Origin of the sequence: Streptomyces sp. NBC_01237 (genome assembly GCF_035917275.1) — a bacterium.
Classification (GTDB): domain Bacteria; phylum Actinomycetota; class Actinomycetes; order Streptomycetales; family Streptomycetaceae; genus Streptomyces.
Genome location: NZ_CP108508.1, coordinates 4,457,315 through 4,481,359, shown reverse-complemented (window position 1 = coordinate 4,481,359; position 24,045 = coordinate 4,457,315). Strand labels below are relative to the sequence as shown.

At 69.5% G+C, this 24,045-nt stretch carries 16 protein-coding genes and 2 tRNA genes; 13 read left to right on the top strand and 5 right to left on the bottom strand.

The features are described from left to right. Positions 1-214: 214 nt before the first annotated feature. The 9 genes from dnaA (at position 215) to OG251_RS19615 (ending at position 13,274) form a co-directional block, all read left to right on the top strand. The gene (gene dnaA, locus OG251_RS19655) at positions 215-2,032 is read left to right on the top strand and encodes a chromosomal replication initiator protein DnaA (RefSeq protein WP_073727747.1); all 1,818 of its coding nucleotides are present in this window, start codon (positions 215-217) and stop codon (positions 2,030-2,032) included. A 1,149-nt stretch (positions 2,033-3,181) separates the two neighbouring features. Further along, positions 3,182-4,312 (top strand): DNA polymerase III subunit beta, encoded by a 1,131-nt coding sequence (gene dnaN / locus OG251_RS19650; protein ID WP_326678421.1) that lies wholly within the window; start codon positions 3,182-3,184, stop codon positions 4,310-4,312. A 148-nt stretch (positions 4,313-4,460) separates the two neighbouring features. Next, positions 4,461-5,339, top strand: coding sequence for a phosphogluconate dehydrogenase (NAD(+)-dependent, decarboxylating) (gene gnd / locus OG251_RS19645; protein WP_326678420.1), 879 nt, complete (start codon positions 4,461-4,463; stop codon positions 5,337-5,339). 45 nt (positions 5,340-5,384) lie between these two features. Further along, complete coding sequence (gene recF / locus OG251_RS19640) at positions 5,385-6,527, top strand: DNA replication/repair protein RecF (RefSeq protein WP_326678419.1); 1,143 nt, start codon at positions 5,385-5,387, stop codon at positions 6,525-6,527. Next, positions 6,524-7,132 carry a DUF721 domain-containing protein gene (locus tag OG251_RS19635; protein ID WP_326678418.1) on the top strand — a complete coding sequence of 203 codons (609 nt, stop codon included), beginning with the start codon at positions 6,524-6,526 and terminating at the stop codon, positions 7,130-7,132. Before recF ends, OG251_RS19635 begins: the two co-directional genes overlap by 4 nt. 561 nt (positions 7,133-7,693) lie before the next feature. After that, entirely contained in the window at positions 7,694-9,763 is a 2,070-nt protein-coding gene (gene gyrB / locus OG251_RS19630) for a DNA topoisomerase (ATP-hydrolyzing) subunit B (protein ID WP_326678417.1), read from the top strand. 46 nt (positions 9,764-9,809) lie between these two features. Then, the gene (gene gyrA / locus OG251_RS19625; protein WP_326678416.1) at positions 9,810-12,434 is read left to right on the top strand and encodes a DNA gyrase subunit A; all 2,625 of its coding nucleotides are present in this window, start codon (positions 9,810-9,812) and stop codon (positions 12,432-12,434) included. 93 nt (positions 12,435-12,527) lie between these two features. Beyond that, complete coding sequence (locus OG251_RS19620; protein ID WP_326678415.1) at positions 12,528-13,130, top strand: DUF3566 domain-containing protein; 603 nt, start codon at positions 12,528-12,530, stop codon at positions 13,128-13,130. Between the two features lie 70 nt (positions 13,131-13,200). Then, positions 13,201-13,274, top strand: a tRNA-Ile gene (locus OG251_RS19615). 441 nt (positions 13,275-13,715) lie between these two features. Here OG251_RS19615 and OG251_RS19610 read toward each other — a convergent pair. Further along, entirely contained in the window at positions 13,716-14,075 is a 360-nt protein-coding gene (locus OG251_RS19610) for a DUF6344 domain-containing protein (protein WP_326678414.1), read from the bottom strand. A 292-nt stretch (positions 14,076-14,367) separates the two neighbouring features. Between OG251_RS19610 and OG251_RS19605 the strand changes: the two genes are divergently transcribed. Together OG251_RS19605 and OG251_RS19600 are read left to right on the top strand one after the other, a co-directional pair. After that, the gene (locus tag OG251_RS19605) at positions 14,368-14,502 is read left to right on the top strand and encodes a DLW-39 family protein (RefSeq protein ID WP_003958712.1); all 135 of its coding nucleotides are present in this window, start codon (positions 14,368-14,370) and stop codon (positions 14,500-14,502) included. Positions 14,503-14,998: 496 nt separating this feature from the next. Then, positions 14,999-16,348 carry a hypothetical protein gene (locus tag OG251_RS19600; protein ID WP_326678413.1) on the top strand — a complete coding sequence of 450 codons (1,350 nt, stop codon included), beginning with the start codon at positions 14,999-15,001 and terminating at the stop codon, positions 16,346-16,348. Positions 16,349-16,406: 58 nt separating this feature from the next. Here OG251_RS19600 and OG251_RS19595 read toward each other — a convergent pair whose 3' ends face one another. Then, complete coding sequence (locus tag OG251_RS19595) at positions 16,407-17,849, bottom strand: serine/threonine protein kinase (protein WP_326678412.1); 1,443 nt, start codon at positions 17,847-17,849, stop codon at positions 16,407-16,409. Positions 17,850-17,995: 146 nt separating this feature from the next. After that, positions 17,996-18,544 carry a helix-turn-helix domain-containing protein gene (locus tag OG251_RS19590; RefSeq protein WP_326678411.1) on the bottom strand — a complete coding sequence of 183 codons (549 nt, stop codon included), beginning with the start codon at positions 18,542-18,544 and terminating at the stop codon, positions 17,996-17,998. 179 nt (positions 18,545-18,723) lie between these two features. Between OG251_RS19590 and OG251_RS19585 the strand changes: the two genes are divergently transcribed. Continuing rightward, positions 18,724-18,796, top strand: a tRNA-Ala gene (locus OG251_RS19585). A 108-nt stretch (positions 18,797-18,904) separates the two neighbouring features. On the opposite strand, the gene OG251_RS19580 is transcribed toward OG251_RS19585, so the two are convergent. Continuing rightward, positions 18,905-21,748: a PDZ domain-containing protein gene (locus OG251_RS19580; RefSeq protein ID WP_326678410.1), complete on the bottom strand. Its 2,844-nt coding sequence runs from the start codon at positions 21,746-21,748 to the stop codon at positions 18,905-18,907. Positions 21,749-22,280: 532 nt separating this feature from the next. On the opposite strand from OG251_RS19580, the gene OG251_RS19575 reads away from it, so the two are divergent. Beyond that, positions 22,281-23,084, top strand: a complete 804-nt coding sequence (locus OG251_RS19575) for a DUF2690 domain-containing protein (protein WP_326678409.1) — start codon at positions 22,281-22,283, stop codon at positions 23,082-23,084. 171 nt (positions 23,085-23,255) lie between these two features. Here OG251_RS19575 and OG251_RS19570 read toward each other — a convergent pair whose 3' ends face one another. Beyond that, complete coding sequence (locus OG251_RS19570) at positions 23,256-23,975, bottom strand: DUF5324 family protein (protein ID WP_326678408.1); 720 nt, start codon at positions 23,973-23,975, stop codon at positions 23,256-23,258. Positions 23,976-24,045: the final 70 nt, after the last annotated feature.

Here is a 24,045-nt window from a genome sequence, read left to right as displayed (position 1 = left end):
CACGGTACGCGCGGCTACGCCATCCGGTCAAACCGGCCCCGCACGGGGCACCGCTATGCACAGCCTGTGGACAACAACTTGAACCACGCGGGTCGGCCTGACTACCTTGGCTGAACTCCGGTTCTTTTCCTTCCCGCCTGCCGGGCCTCACCCGACCCGACCCATCCCGTCCCGAGAACCACACATTCGTGGGACCTGCGAGAGAGCGTGCCCTGTGGCTGACGTACCTGCCGATCTTGCCGCAGTGTGGCCACGCGTGCTGGAACAACTCCTCGGGGAGGGCCAGCAGGGCATCGAGCCGAAGGACAAGCAGTGGATCGAGCGCTGCCAGCCGCTGGCACTCGTCGCCGACACCGCACTGCTGGCCGTCCCGAACGAATGGGGCAAGCGCGTCCTGGAGGGCCGGCTCGCGCCGCTCATCAGCGAGACGCTGACCCGTGAGTGCGGCCGCCCCATCCGGATCGCGATCACCGTCGACGACTCCGCCGGCGAACCGCCCACCCCGCCGGCGCCCCCGATGCACCAGCAGTCCCACCAGGGCCAGCAGGCCCACCGTTACCAAGGGCAGCAGCACGACGACTCTCCGCACAACGACGGGTACGACGGATACGGGCACCGGCCCTCGGACGACGGCATGCCGACCGCCCGCCCGGCCTACCCCGACTACCAGCAGCAGCGCCCCGAGCCCGGCGCCTGGCCCCGCACCCAGGAGGACCTCTCCTGGCAGCAGCCCCGGCACGGCGGATACCAGGACCGCGAGCAGCCCTCCGACCAGTGGCGCGAGCCGTACGGCACCGGGCGGCCCCAGCAGCCGCAGCACGACTACCGGCCGCAGCCGCCGGAGCGCCAGGGCTACGAGCAGCAGCGCCCCGACCGCCACGACATGCAGGAGCAGCAGCCCCAGCACCGCCAGGGCGGGCCCGGCCCCGGCCGCACCGGAGGCGGCGGTCCCGGTCCGATGGGCGCCCAGTCGGCGCCGCCGCCCGGTCCCGGCGAACCCCATGCCCGGCTGAATCCGAAGTACCTCTTCGACACGTTCGTCATCGGCGCCTCCAACCGGTTCGCGCACGCCGCGGCCGTCGCCGTCGCCGAGGCTCCGGCGAAGGCGTACAACCCCCTCTTCATCTACGGGGAGTCGGGGCTCGGCAAGACCCACCTGCTGCACGCCATCGGGCACTACGCGCGCAGCCTCTATCCGGGCACCCGGGTGCGGTACGTGAGCTCGGAGGAGTTCACCAACGAGTTCATCAACTCGATCCGTGACGGCAAGGGCGACACGTTCCGCAAGCGCTACCGCGACGTGGACATCCTGCTGGTCGACGACATCCAGTTCCTGGCGAGCAAGGAGTCGACGCAGGAGGAGTTCTTCCACACCTTCAATACGCTCCACAACGCCAACAAGCAGATCGTGCTGTCCTCCGACCGGCCGCCCAAGCAGCTGGTGACCCTGGAGGACCGGCTGCGGAACCGTTTCGAGTGGGGCCTCACCACCGATGTGCAGCCGCCCGAGCTGGAGACGCGCATCGCGATCCTCCGTAAGAAAGCGGTCCAGGAGCAGCTCAACGCCCCGCCGGAGGTGCTGGAGTTCATCGCCTCCCGTATCTCGCGCAACATCCGCGAGCTGGAGGGCGCGCTGATCCGGGTGACGGCCTTCGCCAGCCTCAACCGGCAGCCGGTCGACCTCGGGCTGACCGAGATCGTGCTCAAGGATCTGATCCCGGGCGGCGAGGACTCGGCTCCGGAGATCACCGCACCGGCCATCATGGCGGCGACCGCGGACTACTTCGGTCTGACGGTGGAGGACCTGTGCGGATCCTCCCGCAGCCGCGTCCTGGTGACGGCGCGCCAGATCGCGATGTATCTGTGCCGCGAGCTGACGGACCTCTCCCTGCCGAAGATCGGCGCGCAGTTCGGCGGCCGCGACCATACGACGGTGATGCACGCGGACCGCAAGATCCGGGCGCTGATGGCGGAGCGGCGCTCCATCTACAACCAGGTCACCGAGCTCACCAACCGCATCAAGAACGGCTGACGCACCGACTCGCCCCGCACGCCTGCCGACAGAACCGCCCCGCCTCTCTATGGGGCACCAGGCGAATCGGACGTACGAAAGGCGCCCCGGAAGGACTCTCCACGGTCCTTCCGGGGCGCCTTTTCGTCGTCGGCGACCCGTCGGTACGGCAGTCCGCACCCGTCGGCACGGCAGCCGGCACCCGCCGCCAGGGCAGTCGGCACCCGTCGTACGGGGTCGACACGCCCGGCGCGACGGCCTTCGTGAGTGTTCCGGATGCCTCCAGATGCCCTCCGGAAGGCGGCCAGAAGCCCTCGGACGGCCCTCTGCGAGGCCTCGATCGGACCGGGAAAGGGCCGGAAGCGCGCCCGGAAGCCCCTGCCCGAACCCGCCGCGGCGTCACGGCTGTTCGAATACGGGCCGCCGAGTGCCCCTTCTCCACAGATCTGGGAGGAATCTGCCGTCCACAGCCTGGGGACTGGGAAGTTGTCCATATTGCGTCCACAGGGGCATCTGCCGATACTCCATCAGACCAGGTCAGGTGCCTGGGGATTTGTGGTCAACAATGATCCACAGCCTGTGGACAAAGTTTTCGTCCACAGGGGGGCTTCGGGGTTGTCCACCGTCGGCCCACAGGCCGGGCCGTGTTGTCCCCAGCTTCTCCACAGCCCTGTCCACTGTTCGGCAACCCAGCGCCCGCTTTCACCGCCGAGAGTGAAAGGCGTCACACCATGAGGGTCGGTTGGGCTGTGGGGAACGTGGGTAAAGCTGGGGACAGGCCTGGGGAGAAGTAGCCCCCTCCTGTGCATCGGGTGTGCAGAACTTTCCTGTGTCCACAGAAACGCCTGGTTGTCCACCGGTACCGCCCACAGGGTCGGTGGATAAAAAACCGTGGCTGACCTGCGCAAACGACGTTATCCACGGTTTCCACAGGGCCTACTACTACTACCACTCAGAGTTAGCAAGGAATCCGCTTCGAAGTGGGGCCTGTGTACAACTCGACCGGCGAGTGCCGACGACCTCTTGGCGCGACTTGACCCCGAGCAGCAACGACTGTCGGTGCCGTACGTCAGACTGGACCCCGGGTCCTCCCCAGCCCCTCGGCAGGGAGACCCCATCCAGACGACGAAGGCCAGCAGGGCGAGCGAGCAACAGCAGGAGGCGGTTCCGGTGAAGATCCGGGTGGAGCGCGATGTACTCGCGGAGGCGGTGGCCTGGGTGGCCCGCAGCCTCCCGGCCCGGCCGCCGGCGCCCGTTCTCGCGGGCCTTCTGCTGAAGGCTGAGGACGGAGCCCTCAGCTTCTCGAGCTTCGACTACGAGGTCTCGGCCAAGGTCTCGGTGGACGCGGAGATCGACGAGGACGGCACGGTGCTCGTCTCCGGCCGCCTGCTCGCCGACATCTGCCGCGCCCTGCCCAACCGGCCGGTGGAGATCTCCACCGACGGTGTACGGGCCACCGTGGTCTGCGGCTCCTCGCGCTTCACCCTCCACACCCTTCCTGTGGAGGAGTACCCGGCTCTGCCGCAGATGCCGACCGCCACGGGCACCGTCCCCGGTGAGGTCTTCGCCTCGGCCGCCGCGCAGGTGGCCATCGCCGCCGGCCGCGACGACACGCTGCCCGTCCTGACCGGTGTGCGGATCGAGATCGAGGGCGACACCGTCACCCTCGCCTCGACCGACCGCTACCGCTTCGCGGTCCGCGAGTTCAACTGGAAGCCGGAGAACGCGGACGCCTCGGCCGTCGCCCTGGTGCCGGCCAAGACGCTCCTGGACACGGCCAAGGCGCTGACCAGCGGCGACACGGTCACGCTGGCGCTGTCCGGCTCGGGTGCGGGAGAGGGTCTGATCGGTTTCGAGGGCGCGGGCCGCCGTACGACGACCCGACTGCTCGAAGGCGACCTGCCGAAGTACCGGACGCTCTTCCCCACCGAGTTCAACTCGGTCGCGGTGATCGAGACCGCTCCGTTCGTCGAGGCGGTCAAGCGTGTGGCTCTGGTCGCCGAGCGGAACACTCCGGTGCGGCTCAGCTTCGAGCAGGGTGTGCTCATCCTGGAGGCAGGGTCGAGCGACGACGCACAGGCTGTGGAGCGCGTCGACGCGGTGCTGGAGGGCGACGACATCTCGATCGCCTTCAACCCGGCGTTCCTGCTGGACGGTCTGAGCGCGATCGACTCCCCGGTCGCCCAGCTCTCGTTCACGACCTCCACCAAGCCCGCCCTGCTCAGCGGCCGCCCGGCGGTCGACGCGGAAGCGGACGACGCGTACAAGTACCTGATCATGCCGGTCCGCCTCTCCGGCTGACCCGGTCGACCGGCTGATCCGCGGGTCGGTCCCTCCACGGCAGCTTCCGGCGGGCACGCTCGGCGCAGAGCATGCCCGCCGCGCTGTCCCCGGCCGGGCGTAGGCTCGGCCCTGGGTACGAATCGGCACAACGCTTAAGGAATCTCTGATGGAGCTCGGTCTCGTCGGCCTCGGCAAGATGGGCGGCAACATGCGCGAGCGCATCCGCCGCGCAGGCCACACCGTCATCGGTTACGACCGCAACCCGGACGTCTCCGATGTCCAGAGCCTCGAAGAGCTCGTGGGCAAGCTGAAGGGCCCGCGGGTCGTGTGGGTGATGGTTCCGGCCGGTGCCGCGACCCAGTCCACGGTCGACGAGCTGTCGGCGCTGCTGTCCCCCGGCGACATCGTCGTGGACGGCGGGAACTCCCGCTGGACCGACGACGAGAAGCACGCGGTCGAGCTGGGCATCAAGGGCATCGGCTTCGTCGACTGCGGCGTCTCCGGCGGTGTCTGGGGCCTGGAGAACGGCTACGCGCTGATGTACGGCGGCGACGCGGAGAACGTCGCGAAGGTGCAGCCGATCTTCGACGCCCTCAAGCCCGAGGGTGAGTTCGGCTCCGTCCACGCGGGCAAGGTCGGCGCCGGCCACTTCGCGAAGATGGTCCACAACGGCATCGAGTACGCCATGATGCAGGCCTACGCCGAGGGCTGGGAGCTGCTGGAGAAGGTCGACTCCGTCACCGACGTGCGCGAGGTCTTCCGCTCCTGGCAGGAGGGCACGGTCATCCGTTCCTGGCTGCTCGACCTGGCGGTCAACGCGCTGGACGACGACGAGCACCTCGACAAGCTCCGGGGCTTCGCCGCCGACTCCGGCGAGGGCCGCTGGACCGTGGAGGCCGCCATCGACAACGCGGTGCCGCTCCCCGCGATCACGGCGTCCCTCTTCGCGCGGTTCGCCTCGCGTCAGGACGACTCCCCGCAGATGAAGATGATCGCCGCGCTGCGCAACCAGTTCGGCGGGCACGCGGTCGAGAACAAGAAGTAGTACGAGAAGCACACAGCGGAGCAGGAAAGCGGGAGGTCGGCGCAGATGCATGTCACCCATCTCTCGCTGGCCGACTTCCGCTCGTACGCCCGGGTCGAGGTCCCTCTCGACCCGGGCGTCACCGCGTTCGTGGGGGCCAACGGCCAGGGCAAGACCAATCTGGTCGAGGCGGTCGGCTATCTCGCGACGCTCGGCAGCCACCGGGTCTCGTCCGACGCGCCGCTGGTGCGGATGGGCGCGGAGCGGGCCGTCATCAGGGCAGCGGTCACCCAGGGCGAGCGCTCGCAGCTCATCGAACTGGAGCTCAACCCCGGGCGGGCCAACCGTGCCCGGATCAATCGGTCCTCGCAGGTCAGGCCCCGTGATGTGCTGGGCATCGTACGGACGGTGCTGTTCGCTCCGGAGGACCTGGCCCTGGTGAAGGGCGATCCCGGTGAGCGCCGGCGGTTCCTCGACGAGTTGATCACGGCACGCTCGCCGCGGATGGCGGGCGTCCGGTCCGACTACGAGCGGGTGCTCAAGCAGCGCAACACGCTGCTGAAGTCCGCGGCGATGGCACGCAGGCACGGCGGCCGGTCGATGGACATGTCCACGCTCGACGTCTGGGACCAGCATCTGGGCCGAGTGGGCGCCGAGCTGCTGGCACAGCGGCTGGATCTGATCGCGACGCTGCGGCCCCTGGCGGACAAGGCGTACGGGGACGTGGCGCCGGGCGGCGGGCCGGTGGCGTTGGAGTACCGCAGTTCGGCGGGGCCCGAGGTGGGTGCCGACATGGCCGCCGGACGGACGCGCGAGGAGCTGTACGAGCAGCTGATCGCGGCGCTCGCGGAGGTCCGCAAGCAGGAGATCGAGCGCGGCGTGACGCTCGTCGGTCCGCACCGCGACGATCTGGTGCTGGGACTGCGGGGGATGCCCGCGAAGGGGTACGCGAGCCACGGCGAGTCCTGGTCGTACGCGCTGGCGCTGCGGCTGGCCTCGTACGAGCTGCTGCGCTCCGAGGGCAATGAGCCCGTGCTCGTCCTGGACGATGTCTTCGCCGAGCTGGACGCCCGCCGTCGTGAGCGGCTGGCGGAGCTGGTGGCTCCGGGCGAGCAGGTGCTGGTGACGGCCGCGGTGGGCGACGATGTGCCGGGTGTGCTGGCCGGGACGCGCTATGCGGTGTCCGCGGGCGAGGTGGAGCGGGTATGACCGCCCGGGGCGCCCGCGGCGAAGGGCCGGCCGGTTCGCCGGACGGCGGTGCGCCGGGGCCGTCGTCCCAGGACCCGGGCGGTGCGGCGAAGCCGCCGGATGTGTCCGGGGTCGATCTGGCGCGGGTGGCGTTGCGCGCGGCCAAGGAGCAGGCCCGTGCGCGGGGCGCCGCCGCGCAGCAGAAGAAGCAGGCCCGGCGGGGTGGCGGGCTGCGTTCGGGAGCGCGGTCGGACGGCCGTGATCCGCTGCCGTTGGGGTCGGCGATCAACCGGCTGATCACCGAGCGGGGCTGGGAGACACCGGCCGCGGTGGGCGGGGTGATGGGGCGCTGGCCGCAGATCGTCGGTGAAGATCTGGCCAATCATTGTGTGCCGCTGCGTTACGACGAGGATCCGGACGCACGGGTGCTGACCGTGCAGTGCGACTCGACGGCCTGGGCGACACAGTTGCGGCTGCTGGCTCCGCGCCTGGTGGCCCGGCTGAACGAGGACCTGGGCCGGGGCACGGTGCGGATGATCAAAGTGCTGGGGCCGGGAGGCCCGCAGCGCCGGTTCGGCCCGCTGCGGGCGCCGGGCAGCACGGGCCCCGGGGATACGTACGGCTGAGCCCCGCGCCACCCGCGTACCCGCTCATCCGCGTACTCGCTCATGTCCGTGCCGCTCACCCGTGTACCGCTCACCCGCGGGAGCGCGATCCGCGTGTCCGCCCGCTGCCTCCACGGGGGCGCGCTCCGTGAGGTGCCGGGCCCGCGGCGCTGTACGTCCCGCTCGCGCCCCGACCCCGTATCGCCCCGCTGACCTGGCCTTCCGACGGTGTCAGGCGCTGTGATTCCGGTCATCTCCGCCGCTTCGGGCACCGACCGGGGCTTCCGCGATGTGCCCGGTACGGCGGTGCGGACCGGGCCCTGGAACCGCGCCGTCCCTCACCGTAGCGGGAGGTTGACAGGCGGAAGCGCTCAATGCCCGTCACAGCCTCTTGGGGCCCCTTCCTGAATATGGGGAGTCGTCAGCCGCTCATTCAGGGCGGCACATGCGGACTCAGGTACCGGCAAACCCCCATTCATGTCGGCGCTACCGGTAGACTGATGGCTAATCCCGCTACTGAAGCGGGAGTCGTCGATACAAGCCGAACGACGCAGCCGCTCCCGCCTGACCGGAGAACGGCCTGTGCTGTGCCAGAAAGGGCGCTTCGTGGCCGATTCCGGCAACCCCAACGAGAACAACCCGTCCACAACCGGTGAGCACGGCGAGGTCACCGCCTCGTACGACGCCAGTGCCATCACCGTGCTTGAGGGCTTGGACGCGGTCCGCAAGCGACCTGGCATGTACATCGGCTCGACCGGTGAGCGCGGTCTCCACCACCTCGTGCAAGAGGTTGTCGACAACTCGGTCGACGAGGCGATGGCGGGCCACGCGGACACCATCGACGTCACGATCCTCGCCGACGGCGGGGTGCGCGTGATCGACAACGGCCGTGGCATTCCGGTCGGCATCGTGCCGTCCGAGGGCAAGCCCGCCGTCGAGGTCGTGCTGACCGTGCTGCACGCGGGCGGCAAGTTCGGCGGCGGCGGCTACGCCGTCTCCGGCGGTCTGCACGGCGTCGGCGTCTCCGTCGTCAACGCCCTGTCCACGCGGGTCTCCGTCGAGGTCAAGACGGACGGCTACCGCTGGACCCAGGACTACAAGCTCGGTGTCCCGACCGCGCCGCTGGCCAAGCACGAGGCCACCGACGAGTCCGGTACGACGGTCAGCTTCTGGGCCGACGGGGACATCTTCGAGACCACCGAGTACAGCTTCGAGACCCTTTCGCGCCGCTTCCAGGAGATGGCGTTCCTCAACAAGGGCCTCACCCTCAAGCTCACCGACGAGCGGGAGTCGGCGAAGGCGACGGCGGGCGCGGACAGCGCGGACGCGGTCGAGCCCGCCGAGGAGGAGACCGCCCGCTCGGTCACGTACCACTACGAAAACGGCATCGTCGATTTCGTGAAGTACCTCAACTCCCGCAAGGGCGACGTCATTCACCAGTCGGTGATCGACATCGAGGCCGAGGACAAGGAGCGCCTCCTCTCGGCCGAGATCGCCATGCAGTGGAACACGCAGTACACCGAGGGGGTCTACTCCTTCGCCAACGCGATCCACACGCATGAGGGCGGTACGCACGAGGAGGGCTTCCGTGCGGCGCTGACCTCGCTGGTCAACCGGTACGCGCGCGACAAGAAGCTGCTCCGCGAGAAGGACGACAACCTCACCGGTGAGGACGTCCGCGAGGGCCTGACGGCGATCATCTCGGTGAAGCTGGGCGAGCCGCAGTTCGAGGGTCAGACGAAGACCAAGCTGGGCAACACGGAGGCCAAGACCTTCGTGCAGAAGGTCGTCCACGAGCAGCTGACGGACTGGTTCGACCGGAACCCCAACGAGGCCGCCGACATCATCCGCAAGGGCATCGCGGCGTCGACCGCCCGGGTGGCGGCCCGCAAGGCCCGCGACCTGACCCGGCGCAAGGGCCTCCTGGAGAGCGCCTCGCTGCCCGGCAAGCTGAGCGACTGCCAGTCGAACGACCCCACCAAGTGCGAGATCTTCATCGTCGAGGGTGACTCCGCCGGTGGTTCGGCGAAGTCCGGCCGTAACCCGATGTACCAGGCGATCCTGCCCATCCGCGGCAAGATCCTGAACGTCGAGAAGGCCCGGATCGACAAGATCCTCCAGAACACCGAGGTCCAGGCGCTGATCTCGGCCTTCGGTACCGGGGTCCACGAGGACTTCGACATCGAGAAGCTCCGCTATCACAAGATCATCCTGATGGCGGACGCCGACGTCGACGGCCAGCACATCAACACCCTGCTGCTGACGTTCCTCTTCCGCTTCATGCGCCCGCTGGTCGAGGCGGGGCACGTCTACCTCTCGCGCCCGCCGCTCTACAAGATCAAGTGGGGCCGGGACGACTTCGAGTACGCGTACTCGGACCGTGAGCGGGACGCGCTCGTGGCGCTCGGCAAGCAGAACGGCAAGCGGATCAAGGAAGACTCGATCCAGCGCTTCAAGGGTCTCGGCGAGATGAACGCCGAGGAGCTGCGCATCACGACGATGGACGTCGACCACCGGGTGCTCGGCCAGGTCACCCTGGACGACGCGGCGCAGGCCGACGACCTCTTCTCGGTGCTGATGGGTGAGGACGTCGAGGCACGGCGCTCGTTCATCCAGCGCAATGCCAAGGACGTCCGCTTCCTCGACATCTGAGTCGGCCGTACAAGCAAGCCGCAGCTCGAAAGGACTTTGACCAGCAATGGCCGACGAGAACACCCCTGTCACGCCCGAAGAGGAGCCCGCCGCCGGTGTGGGCATGCGTGTCGAGCCCGTGGGGCTCGAAACGGAGATGCAGCGCTCCTACCTCGACTACGCGATGTCCGTCATCGTCTCGCGTGCGCTCCCCGACGTACGGGACGGTCTCAAGCCCGTCCACCGCCGGGTGCTGTACGCGATGTACGACGGCGGCTACCGGCCCGAGAAGGGCTTCTACAAGTGCGCCCGTGTCGTCGGTGACGTCATGGGTACGTACCACCCGCACGGCGACTCCTCGATCTACGACGCGCTCGTGCGCCTCGCGCAGCACTGGTCGATGCGCATGCCGCTGGTGGACTCCAACGGCAACTTCGGTTCTCCGGGCAACGACCCGGCTGCCGCCATGCGGTACACCGAGTGCAAGATGATGCCGCTGTCCATGGAGATGGTCCGGGACATCGACGAGGAGACCGTCGACTTCCAGGACAACTACGACGGCCGCAACCAGGAGCCGACGGTCCTGCCGGCGCGCTTCCCGAACCTGCTGGTCAACGGTTCCGCGGGCATCGCGGTCGGCATGGCCACCAACATCCCGCCGCACAACCTGCGCGAGGTCGCCGCCGGTGCGCAGTGGTACCTGGAGCACCCGGAGGCCTCGCACGAGGAGCTCCTGGACGCGCTGATCGAGCGGATCAAGGGCCCGGACTTCCCGACGGGCGCGCTCGTCGTGGGCCGCAAGGGCATCGAGGAGGCGTACCGCACCGGCCGTGGCTCGATCACGATGCGCGCGGTCGTCGCGGTCGAGGAGATCCAGAACCGGCAGTGCCTGGTCGTCACGGAGCTTCCGTACCAGACCAACCCCGACAACCTCGCGCAGAAGATCGCCGACCTGGTGAAGGACGGCAAGGTCGGCGGGATCGCGGACGTCCGGGACGAGACCTCGTCGCGTACCGGTCAGCGCCTGGTCGTCGTGCTCAAGCGGGACGCGGTCGCCAAGGTCGTACTGAACAACCTGTACAAGCACACCGACCTCCAGACGAACTTCGGCGCCAACATGCTGGCGCTCGTCGACGGGGTGCCGCGCACGCTGTCGATCGACGCGTTCATCCGGCACTGGGTGACCCACCAGATCGAGGTCATCGTCCGGCGCACGCGGTTCCGTCTGCGCAAGGCGGAGGAGCGGGCGCACATCCTGCGCGGGCTGCTCAAGGCGCTGAACGCGATCGAGGAGGTCATCGCCCTCATCCGGCGCAGCAACACCGTGGAGATCGCGCGTGAGGGCCTGATGGGCCTGCTGGAGATCGACGAGATCCAGGCGAACGCGATCCTGGAGATGCAGCTGCGCCGGCTGGCGGCGCTGGAGCACCAGAAGATCACGGCGGAGCACGACGAGCTCCAGGCGAAGATCAACGAGTACAACGCGATCCTCGTCTCGCCCGAGCGGCAGCGGCAGATCGTCAGCGAGGAGCTCGCGGCGATCGTCGACAAGTTCGGCGACGACCGGCGCTCCGCGCTGGTGCCCTTCGACGGCGACATGTCCATGGAGGACCTGATCGCCGAGGAGGACATCGTCGTCACCATCACGCACGGTGGCTACATCAAGCGGACCAAGACCGAGGACTACCGCTCGCAGAAGCGCGGCGGCAAGGGTGTCCGCGGCACGAAGCTGAAGCAGGACGACATCGTCGACCACTTCTTCGTGTCGACGACGCACCACTGGCTGCTCTTCTTCACCAACAAGGGCCGTGTCTACCGGGCGAAGGCGTACGAGCTGCCGGACGCCGGCCGCGACGCGCGCGGCCAGCACGTCGCCAACCTGCTGGCCTTCCAGCCGGACGAGAAGATCGCCCAGATCCTGGCGATCCGCGACTACGAGGCCGCGCCGTATCTGATCCTGGCCACGAAGGGCGGTCTGGTGAAGAAGACCGCGCTGAAGGACTACGACTCCCCGCGCTCCGGCGGTGTCATCGCGATCAACCTGCGGGAGACCGCGGACGGCAGCGACGACGAGCTGATCGGCGCGGAGCTGGTGTCGGCCGAGGACGATCTGCTGCTCATCAGCAAGAAGGCCCAATCGATCAGGTTCACCGCTACGGACGATGCGCTGCGCCCGATGGGCCGTGCGACTTCGGGTGTCAAGGGGATGAGTTTCCGCGAGGGCGACGAACTGCTCTCGATGAATGTCGTCCGGCCCGGTACTTTCGTGTTCACTGCTACCGACGGCGGATACGCGAAGCGGACCCCTGTCGACGAGTACCGGGTTCAGGGTCGTGGCGGCCTGGGCATCAAGGCCGCCAAGATCGTGGAGGACCGGGGCTCGCTCGTCGGTGCGCTGGTGGTGGAGGAGACGGACGAGATTCTCGCCATCACCCTCGGCGGTGGTGTGATTCGTACGCGAGTCAATGAAGTCAGGGAGACGGGCCGTGACACCATGGGCGTCCAACTGATCAATCTGGGCAAGCGTGATGCCGTCGTCGGCATCGCGCGCAACGCCGAGGCCGGTCGCGAGGCTGAAGAGGTCGATGGGACCGATGAAGCCGAAGGCGACACGGCCGAAGTCCACGCCGAGCGCGTGGTCGAGGGCACTGTCGAAGGCACGGAGCCTTCGACCGGGGAGCACGAGGAGTAGAGCGTGAGTGGAGCCACGGGCGCCGGTTCGGCCGCTTCCGGAGCTGGAGCGAACGGTGCCCGTGGCCCTGCCACGGACTCCCAAGGGGGCACTGTGACGGACACTCGGGGGCCTCAGCCCCAGTACGAGGGTTACGCGACCGGGCCGTTGCCCGGCGAGCGTGAGCCCGCGCCGGGGACGGCGGGGCCGTACCACCCGCCGCAGGCGTACCCGTCGCCCTCGGGCGGCACACAAGGGGGTCAGCAGCGCGGCGGTCAGCAGGGCGGCACACAGGGCGGCGCGCAGGCGATGCGCCTGCCGCGCACGGGGGCGCGGACCACTCCGCGCACCCGCAAGGCGCGGCTGCGGGTGGCGAAGGCCGATCCGTGGTCGGTGATGAAGGTCAGCTTCCTGCTCTCCATCGCCCTGGGCATCTGCACGGTGGTCGCGTCGGCGGTGCTGTGGATGGTGATGGACGCGATGGGCGTCTTCGACACCGTCGGCGGCACGATCAGCGAGGCCACCGGTTCGAACGAGAGCAACGGCTTCGATCTCCAGTCGTTCCTGTCGCTGCCGCGCGTCCTCATCTTCACGTCGGTCATCGCCGTGATCGACGTGGTTCTGGCGACCGCGCTGGCGACGCTGGGCGCGTTCATCTACAACTTGTCGGCGGGCTTTGTGGGCGGCGTCGAGCTCACTCTGGCCGAGGACGAGTAGCGCACCGGGTATCGATTTTGGGACTGGCCCCGACGTGCGCTAATCTTCAGAAGTCAGCGCACAGCGCGGCGGGGCTATAGCTCAGTTGGTTAGAGCGCATCCCTGATAAGGATGAGGCCACAGGTTCAAATCCTGTTAGCCCCACGCAGACGAAGACCCCCAACCATTCGTGGTTGGGGGTCTTCGCGTTTCCGGGGTGGTGCGGGCCGATGTCGTGGTCGGAGCCGGGCGGTGCGGCCGGAGTCGGCGGCGGGGCGGCCGGATTCCGGAGGTGGCGTACGCGGGGTTCGGGCGGGGGCGTCCGAGGTGCGAGGTGCGGCGGGTCGTGATCCGTGCGTACGGATGTGGCGGAGGTCCGGCGCCGCTGTGGGTGCCGGTGCGGACGTGGGAAGCGGCCCGCTCGCCGTCCACAGGGCGGGAACGGGCTCGGGGGCGGGCAGGGGGACGGCTCGGGCTCGGGAACGGCTCGGGCACGGCTCGGGCACGGGGGAAGCCCGTACCTGCCGTGCGTACGGGCATGGAAAAGGCCCCCGTCCGGTGTGAACCGGACCAGGGGCCCTGGGAGAGCCGTGCGGCGGGGTGGGATCAGGGTGGCAGCAGGGACGAGTCGTCCGCCGGGGCCGCGGGGTTGGTGCGGGCCGTTCCCGCGGCGTTCAGGGCGTCCGTGGTGTCGGCGGACAGGTGCCGGGTGGCCGGTGAGGAGTTGTGCGCTTCGGCGCGGATGCGCTGCTTCATCGTGGGTGGCAGCGCCCTGTCACGCGGAAGGGTCCATCGGACCGACGGGGTGGTCGCGGTTGCCGCGGTCGCACCCGTGTGCTCCTGAGTCGTGGCCGTCGGCTGCGTGATCGCCGCGGCGGGGGTGGAGGCGAGGCCCAGCGACGCGAGGATCGCGAAGAAGGCGGTGATGAAGGCGGTCCAGATGCTCTTGACCCGGAAGGTGCTCATGGCCCCTCGCTTTCAGGTGGTCCGGTTTGCTTACTTTCCTGATCATGTGGATCCGGCTCGCGATGTGGGGGACCGACGCCCCCGCTGCGCCGATCTTCGGATGAACACCACTCGTATGGTTCAACCGGTGCTGACGGACCGTCTGTGGGTCGTCACGGGGGCCCTGAGGATGCTCGGATGATCGCTCCGGCCCGCCGCAGCGGGGTTCCGGGCAGGTCACCGATCGGTATCGGCCGGTGTGTATAGTCGGGCGGCAGAAGTCCCCTACGTCAAGGAAAGACGAGGTCGCGCGGTGAAGAAGCTTCTCCTGGTCGCACTGGCCGCCATCGGCGGGCTCCTCGTGTACCGCCAGATCCAGGCGGATCGCGCCGAGCAGGATCTGTGGACGGAGGCGACCGACTCCGTGCCCGCAGGTTCGGGTGTGTGAGACGGCACAGTCTGTTACGGGCCCCGGTCGCTGAGCGGCCGGGGCTTCGTGCTGTCCGGGGGCTTTCCCGGTGATCGCCGACGGCCTCTTCGCCGCCGGGGGCGGGCGGCCCCGCTGTTGCGCGACCGTGACGCCCCGACCCTTGAGTTCACCCACGCAAATCAATAGGTTGCGAGAGCGAATCGGCTGGGTCGACGGCCGAGGGGGCACCGGTTGAGGGCATGTGACCACTGCCGGACTGTGACGGCCCGGGATGCGCGGGACGCGGAGATCGCGGAGAATCCCCGGGCCGGTGTGGTGCTGCCGGTGGCGGTGCTCGCCGAGGAGCTGTCCGGTCCTCGGCGCGGTGCCCCTGTCGCGGTCGATACGACGTCCGAGAACCCTGACAAGAGTGGCAATTCGACAGCGGCCGAAGACAGCAGTGGTGCGGGCGGGGCAGGATGGACCGGCGTTGCGGCCGTCGCGGGGCAGCCGAGCGGACAACGAGGGGAAGCGCGTGAAGAGGCAGCGCAACAAGGGCCGGGTGACGCTGGCGGCCATCGCGGCGATGTGCGCGGTGGTGGCGCTGCCGGGGCAGGCGCACGCGGCCGGCCCGTCGGCGTACACCTTCGATCCCGGGGCGAAGAGGGTTCAGGGTGCCGTGGCCAACGGCGACGCGTCGGTGCTGGACGAGGGCGCGGTGTACCGGAGCACCATCAAGCCGGGCGAGAAGCTCTACTACCGCGTGAAGCTCGACGCCCGGTCCAACGCCTATGTCTCGGCGGTGGCGGTGCCCGAGGCGGGTGGCACGGTCGCCTACGGCGACGGCATCACCGTCAGCCTCCGCGATCTCGACGACTCCCGGTGCAGCTCGGAGGACGCGGACTTCGGGTCGACCGAATTCCCCCGTCCGATCTCGGCCTACGCGTACCGGACCATCGACAAGGAAAGCTCCACCTGCCAGAAGGCCGGCACCTACGACGTCCTGATCGAGCGGGAGAGCAAGGCGACCTCCAGCCCCGCCCCCTGGGACCTTGAGCTGCGCTTCGCCCTGGAGCCGAAGCGGAAGAACGGCGGGTCGATGCCGACCGGGGCGCCGGAGAACTGGCCCTCGGCGTCCCCCGAGGCGATCACCGAGCCCGGGAAGAAGCGGACGGGCGGCAGCGGGTACTACGAGGCCACCAGCCTCGATTCCGGTGAGTGGAAGGACACCATCGCACCGGGCCAGACGCGCTTCTACCAGGTGCCGGTGGACTGGGGGCAGCAGATCTACGCCACCGCCAAGCTGAGCAACAGCCCCACCGACTCGGACGAGTTCGTCGGCAACGCGCTCTCGTTGTCCCTGGACAACCCCGCGCAGGGGCATGTCGACGACGCGACGCTCTCGTACTCCGGAAGGCCCGCGTCGGCGGCACTCGATCCGCTGCCTCCGGTGGCGTACGAGAACCGGTTCGACTTCAGTACCGATGTCAACGCCATGCGTTTCGCGGGCTGGTACTACCTGTCGGTGTCACTCAGCCCGGCGGTCGCGAAGTCCTACGGCAAGGACCCGATCCTGCTGACCCTGAGCGTGCAGGTGAAGAACAAGGCGAAGACCTCCCCGTACGAAGGGGACGCCGGGATCTTCGGTGTCACCCAGAAGGACAGGGACATGGCCAAGAACGGGCAGAGCGGCCCGCAGGCCGAGAAGAGCGACACGATGAGGCTGGTCGCCGCGGGCGGGATCGGCACGGGCACCGTGCTGGTGCTCGGGCTCGGTGTGTGGACGCTGCTGGCCGGGCGCCGTCCGCGGTCGGCCGATGCCGTGGCGCCGGGCGGCAGCGGGCAACAGCCGCCGTTCGGCGGTCCGCCGCCGCAGAACTGGTAGCGGGCCCGGGGCCCGGCGGCCGTGGTGCCGGCCGCCGCCCTCCCGGACGAGCCCGTCGTCAGCTCTGGGTCAGCGCCCAGATGCCGACCGCGAAACAGAGCAGCGCCACCAGCAGGACCGGGACCGCCACCTTTCGGGGCGGTCCCGTTCGCGTCCGGGGGGCGGGGGCACCGTGCGACGCGGGGGCGTGCGGCGAGGGGACCGATGCGCCGGGGTGGGAAGCCTGCGGGTGCTGGGCGGTGTAGGCCCGGGTGGCGGCCGGATCGTGCGGCACCGCGGAGGTGGGGGCGTGGGAGAGGTCCGGGGTTCCGGCGGCGTAGGGGGCGCCCGCGTGCGCCGGGAGCGGGGCGGGAGGCACGGGAGGCACGGCCGACTGCGACGGGTGGGGCGGTTGCGTGGACGCAGGCGTGGACTGCTGAGGAGGCGGCGCCAGGTGGAAGCTGCCCGTCTCCGACATCGAGACGGGCTGCTGTGCGGGCTGCTGCGCGTACGGATCCTGTGTGTACGGATCCTGTGTGTACGGCTGCCGCGCGGAGGGCGGCTGTGTGGCCTGAGAGGCGTCCTGGGGCGGCTGGGTGGCGTGGGGAGCCTGTGCGGCCTGTCCGGGCGCCTGGAGGCCCGCCACGGGGCCGTCGGGGCCGAATCCGGCCGGTAGCGGACCGATCTGGTCGAAGACCTCGACCGGCTCGTCGCCCGGGCCCGGTTCGGGCAGCATCTCGACCGCCGCCGTCAGGGCCTTGCGCGCCCCGGTGGCGGTCCGGAAGCGGGACTGCGGGTCGGGTTGCAGCAGACCGGCCAGGACCTGCCACAACGGCTCCGGGATGCCCTGCGGGGCGCTCGGGGTGCCGTGGGTGACGAAGTGTTCGACGAGCGCCTGGGAGTCGGGCTTCTGGCCCTGGAGCAGATAGAGCGCGACGAGGCCGACGGCGAACAGGTCGGCGGGGAAGTCCGGCTCCGCGCCCATCATCTGCTCGGGTGCGAAGTAACCGGGCGTGCCCACCACGTAGTTGGTCTCGGTCAGGCGCGGTTCGCCCTTGCGCATCGAGATGCCGAAGTCGGAGAGGCGCAGATGCGGACGGCCCGTTCCGGTGGCCTCCATCAGGATGTTGGCCGGCTTGATGTCCCGGTGGACCACGCCCTCCGCGTGCACCGTGGACAGTCCGGACAGCAGCTGGTCCAGCAGCAGACAGACGAAGCGCGGCGGCAACGGGCCGTAGTCGCCTATGACATGGGCCAGCGAACCGCCGCTGACCAGATTCATGGTGAACAGGACCTTGTCGTCGTCGGCGGCCCAGCTGGCGGGAGCCAGCACGTGCGGGTGCTCGATGCGCAGCGCCTGTTCGCGTACGAAGCGCAGCAGCGTGTGCGCGTCGCTCTGTTGCAGGACCTTGGCCGCCACGTAGCGGCGGCGCCGGTGGTCCCAGGCCCGCCACACGGCGCCGACCCCACCACGTCCGATCGGATCGATCAGTTCGTACCGACCAGCGAAGACCTCACCCATTGCGCTGCGCCCGCTCCCCGTTCCTGGTTCCTGCTCCGGTGTTGCTCACCGACGCGTACCCCGGTTCTCAGGGGTGCTGCCGGGTCCAGGGCATCTGCCGTCGGGCGAGCCCTGGCTCCGGTGTCCGTGCGGCCCTGGGGCCTGTCTCAGCTCTGGTGCCCCTCGTAGTGCGCGACCGCGTCCGCGGTGCGCCCCGCTCCGTACACCTTGAGGAACTCTGCCAGTTCCGGGTGGGTCGGGGCGAGGGAGTCGGCGGCGTCGATGATGTCCCCGGCCGCGGCGACCGACCTCAGCAGCGACTGGATCTCGCGCACCACGCGGCGGACGGTGGGGGCTCCGCCCGTGTTCGTGGTCTGCCCGGTGTTGGTCAGGACGGAGCCGCCCTGGGACTTCTTGATCTCTTCCATCCGGTCGGTGGCCTCGCCCGCGCTGACGCTGCCGTCCGCGACCTGGCTGGCCAGCTCCTGAAGGGCCTGCACACGCTGGACGACCGCGGGGTTGCCGATCTTGGCCCGCTGGCCGCTCATCAGCTGGGACAACATGGGCGCCGACAGCCCGAGTACGGCGGCGAGCCGGGCCTGGTTCAGGCCGAGATCATCGATCAGCCGGCGGAAGAGCGCACCGAGCGGCTCTCCGTACCAACTGCGCTGAAGCTCCCTGGCTCTTGCCGTTGCCTCTTGCTGCGCTGCGTCCATGGCGTCTCCCCTTCGCTGCGGCTTCGCTGCTGCGAACCTCGTCGTGCATCTTACGGAGAGTGGTTGCCGACCGGGAGTCCCAATCCTTTTGCGAGATTCCGGGGGTCACCCGGTACTCTGGTCTGCGACGGCAGCCGTGACACGGACGTGTTCGACGTTGTTTGCGTGTGCTGTTTTCCGGGGCCTTAGCTCAGTTGGTAGAGCGCTGCCTTTGCAAGGCAGATGTCAGGAGTTCGAATCTCCTAGGCTCCACATAGAAAGAGGCCCCCTGGCCTGCGGAAACGCAGACCGGGGGGCCTCTCGTCGTCTTCGTCCCCGCGAGCCCGGGTGCCCTGCTGCCCCCGGGCTCGCGGGAGCTGCCTACGAGACCTTGAAGCTGTCGACGATGAAGTAGTCGCCCGTCTTCATGACGCCCTTGAGGGTGTGCGGGCCAGGTGCGAGGCCCGTCCTGCTGAAGACGGTCCGCTGGTGGACACGGGTGTCGCTGTGGTTGTCGATCGTGGCCACGAGTGTGCCGTCGAGATACAGGTCGACCTGGCCCTCGTCGCTGTTGACCTGGGTGATGAGGTCGATGGCGGTGCCGTTGAAGGCCAGCTCGAAGGAGTCGCCCTTCGTCTGCGTCGCGTGCACATCGTCGGCCCAGCCACCGGCGCCGCCTCGGGAGGCGTTCTTCCAGTCCCAGCCGCTGCCGCCGTACAGCACTCCGGAGGTGTTGTTGAGCTGCTCGCCGCCGACGGGCTTGGTGACGGTCAGGTCGGAGGACGCCTGGTCGCGCCAGATCGTCAGCCTCATCGAGGAGCCGGGCGCCAGGCCGTTGTACACGTGCCAGAAGCTGTCGCGGTCCGTGACCTGAGCGCCGTCGACCCTGCGGATCACGTCATTTCCGCGCAGCCCCTGCAGGTACGCCTCCGACGTCTGCGCGACGGTCTGGAGGTAGAGCCCGTCGCTGTCGGTGAGGCCGGTGGAGGACTTGATCCGGTCGGAGTAGATCCGCGTCGCCAGTGCGCCGAGCAGCGGTTCGGGGAAGGCGTCGACCGTGTCGGTGGGGGTGTCGTCGGCCCACTCGACGGGCGGCGGAGTGGGGGAGCCGGCCTTGCCGAAGCCCGTCATCGGGATGTTCCTGAATCCCAGCGCCAGAGCGGGTGAGCCGTCCTGGACGGTGTAGTCGAGCTTCTTCGGGTCGCTGAACGGGTCGCTCCCGGTGAATTTCGGGTCGGCGATCAGCGAGTGGGTGTCGAGGCCCCGGCCCCGCCAGGCGTCGCTCAGGTCGGGAACGGGGCGCCCGTTGTTCCAGAACAGGTTGTTGTCGATGACCGGCCTGCTCCTCGCCGTGTCCACCTGGATCAGGTCGTACGGGTCGGCGGTCACGAAGAGGTTCTTCTCGACCGTGTCGCCGCTGTCCGCGTACCAGACGTGGAAGTGCGCGCCGCCGTTGACGAAGACGTTGTTGCGTACGGTCCGGTGGAAGCCCTCGCGCAGCTTGACGCCACCGTTGAGCAGCAGGTTGTTCTCGACCAGATAGTTGGACGAGCCGTCGTCGAGGTCGATGTCCCAGTGCGAGGAGTGCCGGATCCGGTTGTGCCGGATGACGGTGGTCTCCATCGCGTCGAGCTTCGCGTACGACTTCTTCGTCGCGTCGTCCGCCGTGAGCGGCCAGAAGCGGTCGCGGCCCCAGGCGTTGACCGGTCCGTGGTCGGAGGTCTCCTTCACGCAGTTGAAGATGTCGTTGTCCTCGATGACATGGCCGCCCCAGGTGCCGTCGTTGATGTCGACGCAGGCGCGCGGGCCGTCGTGGAGGGTGTTCCCGGCGACGGTGACGCGACGGCTCATCGAGATCTGCACGCCGGACGTCTGCTTCTCGAACTGCCCGTTGTCGTGCATGTAGTTGTCATCGACGCTGATGTCACGCGGGTAGTTCTCGGTCTTCGGCCCGGGAGCGGTGTCGCTGATCGTCCTGCGCATGCTGTCCCAGGTGGACGGCTCGCGTACGGCGTCCGGGCTGCCGATGACCGCGACGTCCGAGGCCCCGGAGTGGCTGAACTCGTTGCCGGACACCGCGTTCCCGCTGTTGTAGCCGTCCAGGAGGACGGCGTTTCCGCCGACCTGGTCGAAGCGGGAGCCCCTGATGTCCACCCGCGCGGTGTTCTTCAGGTGGACCGCACCGGCGCGGGCGATGGCCCAGTCGCCCAGCTGGAGCTTCTCGTACGGCTGGTTGAAGAGGGTGCGATGGGTCTGGGTGAAGGTGAAACCGGTGAAGGAGAGGTGGCGTACGGGGGCCGTACTGCTCTTCCCCTCGACCCGGATCAGCTCGTTCCGCTCGGCCGTCGCGATCTTGGCCCTGCTGAGGTCGGTGCCTTCGGGGGCGTAGAAGTAGAGCTTGCCGGCGGGCTTGTCGTAGAACCATTCGCCGGGTGCGTCCAGCTCCTCGAAGACGTTCTCCACCATGCGGTACGTGGGGTGCAGCCCGCTGCCGCGGTTGTTGTCGCCGACCCAGGAGAGCGTGGGTGTGCCGTCCGGGCCGAGGCCGGTGACCTTGAAGGAGTTGCCGCCCCACTCGCCCTGGTGCAGTCCGCGTACGAGTGCGGTCGTCGGGTTCTTCCAGCGGGCCGCGCGCTGGGCGGACGCGGCGTCGGCGGCGTAGCCGCCGAGGATCGCGGTCGCCGGGTCGTGGTTGGGGTAGCGGGCGAGGGTCTGGCGCGCACCGTCGAGGAACAGTTCGTCGAAGTCCAGGCCGCGGCCGACGTCGGCGACCCGTACCTTGCCGGAGTGCGTCCTCCAGTGCGGGGTGAGCGAGCGGCCGCCGCTGATGACGGCCTTCTCGCCGCGAGCGGCCGTGTACCGGACCGGGGCGGCGGCGGTGCCGGAGTCCTCGGGCCCGAATCCCAGGGTCTGTCGCAGCCGGTACGTACCGCCGCGCACGATGACGTCGACCGGGCCGCGCCTGGTCTTCGCGGCCTTGCGGGCGGCCCGCTGGGCGCGTTCCAGAGTGCGGAAGGGCCTGGCTTTCGTGCCCTGGGCGTGGTCGTTCCCGGTGGGGGACACATAGAGCTGTACGGCGCGGGGCGTCGCGGAGGCGGTGGTGGCGGAGGCGCCGGCGGTGGGCAGCAGGGTGAGCCCGGCCAGCGCGAGGGCGGCGACCGTGGCGGTGGCGCCCGCCCGCGTTCTTCTCGGGGAGAGCGGCGGTGAGGGGTGCGGTGGGCGCACAGATGACTCCTGGTGTCGTGCTGGACGGGAATCATCCGAGCTATCCGGGTCGTCCAGCGCATTGGTGGACCATGTGCGCCTGGAAGTTATAAATAGATCGGATGACCGTCAAGGGTGGTGGCAGAACCCGCCGCGTCGGGGGGATCGGCGTCAACACCCGTCCGTGTCCACGGAAACAGCCCGATCGAGGGAAATCTCGCTGCCGCAGGGTGACGCGGAGCAACGCTCGGCGATCCGGTGAGCCAGTGGTGCGTGCGATCGCCTACGCCGTGCGGACGGTGGCACAAGGGGCGGGGGCTCGGCGGACGCGGTCGCACCGGCTCGCTCCCGTGGGTTTGTTGGCGAATCATCATAGAGCAGCAACGGCGCTGTGGTGGGCGTCAGTTGGAGTTGACCGGGGTTGTCGGGCGGAGAGCGTGAACCACGGGGAAGGGCGGGGAAGAATCCCTCTCGGGAAGTGAGGAACATCACGTGAAGGCTCCCGTGCGGTCAGCCGCCGGGCGCCGAGCAACGGTCGGGACGAGGGAAAGAGATGACAGACGGTAGCGGGCCCCCTTCGTCGGGCGGCGAGCCCGGTGCCCCGGGCGGGGACGCGGGCAGTGCGGGCGGGGACGGCCGGCGTGCGGGTACCGGCGGCGGCCGGGGCTTCGGCCGTGCGGCCGCGTGGATACGGCGTCACGGCCCCTCGACGCTCATCGGATCGGTTCTCGTCACCGTCGTGGGCGCGACGGTGACGGTGGTCCTGACCGCGCTGATCGGTGACGGCGGAGGCGGCGGCGAGGCGGAAGCCGGGCCGGGCCCGTCCGGGGTGTCCGCGCGGGTCACGGCCGGACCCGGGCCGACACCCCGGACGAGCCCGCCCGGCTGCACGGGCGAGGGCTGCGCGGGGCTCGACCCCAAGGACACCGGCTGCGGCGACCACGCGAGAACCGTGGGGAGCGAGTGGGCGGGCACGATGAGCCTGGAGATCCGCTACAGCCCGGAGTGCCGGACCGTGTGGGGCAAGCTGACCGGGGCGGAGGTCGGCGACACCGTCGAGATCCGGACCTCACCGACCAGGTACCAGATCGCCAAGGTGCTGAGGGGGCACACGAAGTACACGTCGATGCTTCCCGCCCCGGCGGGGTTCACGGCGCAGGCGAGCGCCGTCGCGGTCAACGCGACCGTCGAACGGGACGTTCCGCCGGGGCATGTGGTGAGGGTCGGGGCGGACAGCTCGGACCTGCCCTCCGGGGGCACGGTGGACGGCGTGGTGGACGGCGTGGTCAGCGGTACGGCTGGGGACGCGGACAGCGGTACGGCCGGGGCGGGCCGGAATCCGGCTTCCGCTTCCTGACCCGCACTGACGCCCGTGGCCGAGCCCGTGTGCCGTCGTGTCCCCTCGGCCGGACGGCGGAAAGGGGCGCCGGCAGACCGTGAGGTCTTCCGACGCCCCTTCGTTGAGCCGTTGAGCCGTTGAGCAGTTGGCTTGCTGTCATGGTGCCGGATCGTCGCACCCGGCCCCGGTTCAGCGCCGGTCGTCGCGGTCGGTGCCTTCCACGTCGCCCGACTCGGAATCGGCCTGCTTCGCCCGGACCTCCGGGTCGAGCACCGGCTCGCCGCTGCCGTCGACCGAGGTCAGCGGTGCGCGCTCGTCGGACACCTCCGTGGGGGCGGGCGGCTCGACCAGCCAGTCCGGGTTGGCCTGCTTGTCCCACCACCGCCAGGCGGCGTACGCGCCGCCCGCCAGGACACCCAGTACGACGACGCTCCTGGCCACCCGGCCGGCCCTGGCCCGCCGCTCGTGCTTCTTGACCAGCTTCTGGATCTCCTTCGCCGTGACCTGTCCGCGCAGGGCGGCCAGTGCCGCCGCGCTGCGAGCGGTGGCCTGCTCGGCGACGGGCTGGGCCACGGCCACCGCGTGCTCGACGCGGGGCACGGTGTAGTCGGCGGCGCTCCGTGCGGCCTGCCGGGTCCGGACCGCGGCGCGGTGCGCGGCCTCGTCGACCTTGGGCGGTACATGGGTCAGCGCTTGTTCGATACGTGGCGCGAGATGGGACGCGTACTGGGCACGGGCCTGGTGGGACGCCCTGGTCACCTTGGGCGCGAGCCGTACACGTGCCTCGTTCGCATAATGTGCGGCCTGTTCCTTGGCCGTGTCGGCGTAGGGCGCCACCACTTCCGCGGCGTGCTGAGCGCTGTCCTTCGCCGAGTAGGTTGCGGCGCGCACGCGGTCGATGCGGGTCACGGGATCCTCCTCCTTGGTGGCGGGTAGGTACTCCGCCTTTCCACCCAATTCGAAATCATGCCTGTCAGGG

What these genes read in the sequence shown, in the direction of transcription:
- gnd (WP_326678420.1), top strand. Translation starts at nt 4,461, where the DNA reads ATGGAGCTCGGTCTCGTCGGCCTCGGCAAGATGGGCGGCAACATGCGC.
- recF (WP_326678419.1), top strand. Translation starts at nt 5,385, where the DNA reads ATGCATGTCACCCATCTCTCGCTGGCCGACTTCCGCTCGTACGCCCGG.
- OG251_RS19635 (WP_326678418.1), top strand. Translation starts at nt 6,524, where the DNA reads ATGACCGCCCGGGGCGCCCGCGGCGAAGGGCCGGCCGGTTCGCCGGAC.
- gyrA (WP_326678416.1), top strand. Translation starts at nt 9,810, where the DNA reads ATGGCCGACGAGAACACCCCTGTCACGCCCGAAGAGGAGCCCGCCGCC.
- OG251_RS19610 (WP_326678414.1), bottom strand. Translation starts at nt 14,075, where the DNA reads ATGAGCACCTTCCGGGTCAAGAGCATCTGGACCGCCTTCATCACCGCC.
- OG251_RS19595 (WP_326678412.1), bottom strand. Translation starts at nt 17,849, where the DNA reads ATGGGTGAGGTCTTCGCTGGTCGGTACGAACTGATCGATCCGATCGGA.
- OG251_RS19590 (WP_326678411.1), bottom strand. Translation starts at nt 18,544, where the DNA reads ATGGACGCAGCGCAGCAAGAGGCAACGGCAAGAGCCAGGGAGCTTCAG.
- OG251_RS19575 (WP_326678409.1), top strand. Translation starts at nt 22,281, where the DNA reads ATGACAGACGGTAGCGGGCCCCCTTCGTCGGGCGGCGAGCCCGGTGCC.